The sequence below is a fragment of the Streptomyces sp. NRRL WC-3549 genome (assembly GCF_000721935.1).
GTDB lineage: Bacteria > Actinomycetota > Actinomycetes > Streptomycetales > Streptomycetaceae > Streptomyces.
In genome coordinates this window covers 66,949-68,359 of the sequence record NZ_KL585414.1, presented here as the reverse complement: position 1 = coordinate 68,359, position 1,411 = coordinate 66,949, and the positions used below count along the sequence as shown (strand labels likewise).

Below are 1,411 nucleotides of genomic sequence, written 5' to 3'. Positions count from 1 at the left end.
CTAGTACTGCAACGGTGCTTACGGTGACGAGGCTTCAGCTCTTAGGCTGTGGCCTCGTCTCTTGTAGTGGCTGGTTCGGGCCTGGTGTTGGCGTCGGCGACGCCATCGGGACCAGTGCAGGACGTGGGCGGTGCTGCGGCGGACGGGCCGGGCGAGGCCGGTGATCAACCGGCGGATCTCGGGAACGGTGAGTGGGATCAGGTCTGGCGTTCGAGTGGCTCCGGCCCCTTTTCAAGGTGCTGGGCCCGCAGGACAGTGAGGTAGGCGTGGGCGGCCATGGCCAGGGTGATGTGCCGGTGCCACCCCGGGTAGCGGCGGATCTGGTAGTCGTCCAGGCCGCACTGCCCCTTTGCGGTTTGGAAACACTCCTCGATCGCCCAGCGGGCACCGGCGACGGCGATCAGCTCGTTCAATGTGGTGCCGGCGGGCGCGTAGGCGATGTAGTAGGCGACCTTCGTGGGGTCGATGATGCTTCGGCGGGCCAGAACCCAGTGCTTGCGGTCAGGACGGCGCCAGGGGCGGACCTCGACGCGGGCCCAGTCGTAGATCCGCAGGCCGTGGGCGCCCTCGCCGCACGAGCGGCGCTTCCACTTCTGCCGGGGCAGATCGGCGACCAGTTCATGGAGCGGGTGGTCCAGGGCCTGCCGGGTGACGACGGTGTCGTGTCGGGTCGTGGCCACGACGTGGAAGACGTCGGCCTGCTCCAACTCGTAGCGCCAGCCCTTGCTGTAGCCGTAGCCCGCGTCCGCGGTCACCCAGCGGAACGGGATCCCATCGTCGACCGCGCGGCGGACCATCGCCCTCGCGAGCTGGACCTTCGTGGCGAACTCGACCTCGTCGCCGATCCCTGCCTCCCGGCAGCGCTCGCGGTCGTCCGTCCAGGACTTCGGCAGGTAGAGCGCCCGGTCGATCAACGTCCGGCCTCGCTCGCCCGAGTACGCGAGGAAGACCCCGACCTGGCAGTTCTCGGTCCGGCCGGCAGTACCGGAGTACTGCCGCTGGACGCCGGCCGACCGCACGCCCTTCTTCAGGAAACCGGTGTCGTCCACGATCAGGACGCCTCCCGGGTCGGCCAGGTGCTCGACGACGTACTCGCGTACGTCGTCGAGCACACCGTCGGCGTCCCAGTCGATCCGGTTCAACAACCGCTGGATCCGGTCCGGGGTGCAATGGCCGGCCTCCTCCGCCACCGTCCAGCCGTTCTTGCGCTCCAACGGCGCCAGCAGGCCCCGCATGTACGCGAGAGCCGACTCCCGCGACTCACTCCGTGCGAACCGGCGAGCAAACCGCTCGTGCAACCCCGCCAACCCGTCCGACCAACGACGAGCATCAACCTCGGATATCTCCCCACCCATGAACGGACCAACGAGCGAACCCGACAACCGTCACGGTAAGCACCGTTGCAGTACTA

At 68.2% G+C, this 1,411-nt stretch carries 1 protein-coding gene; it reads right to left on the bottom strand.

The features are described 5' to 3' along the window. Nucleotides 1-197: 197 nt before the first annotated feature. Nucleotides 198-1,355 carry an IS701 family transposase gene (locus IH13_RS0121570; protein ID WP_031086888.1) on the bottom strand — a complete coding sequence of 386 codons (1,158 nt, stop codon included), beginning with the start codon at nt 1,353-1,355 and terminating at the stop codon, nt 198-200. Between the last annotated feature and the right edge of the window lie 56 nt (nt 1,356-1,411).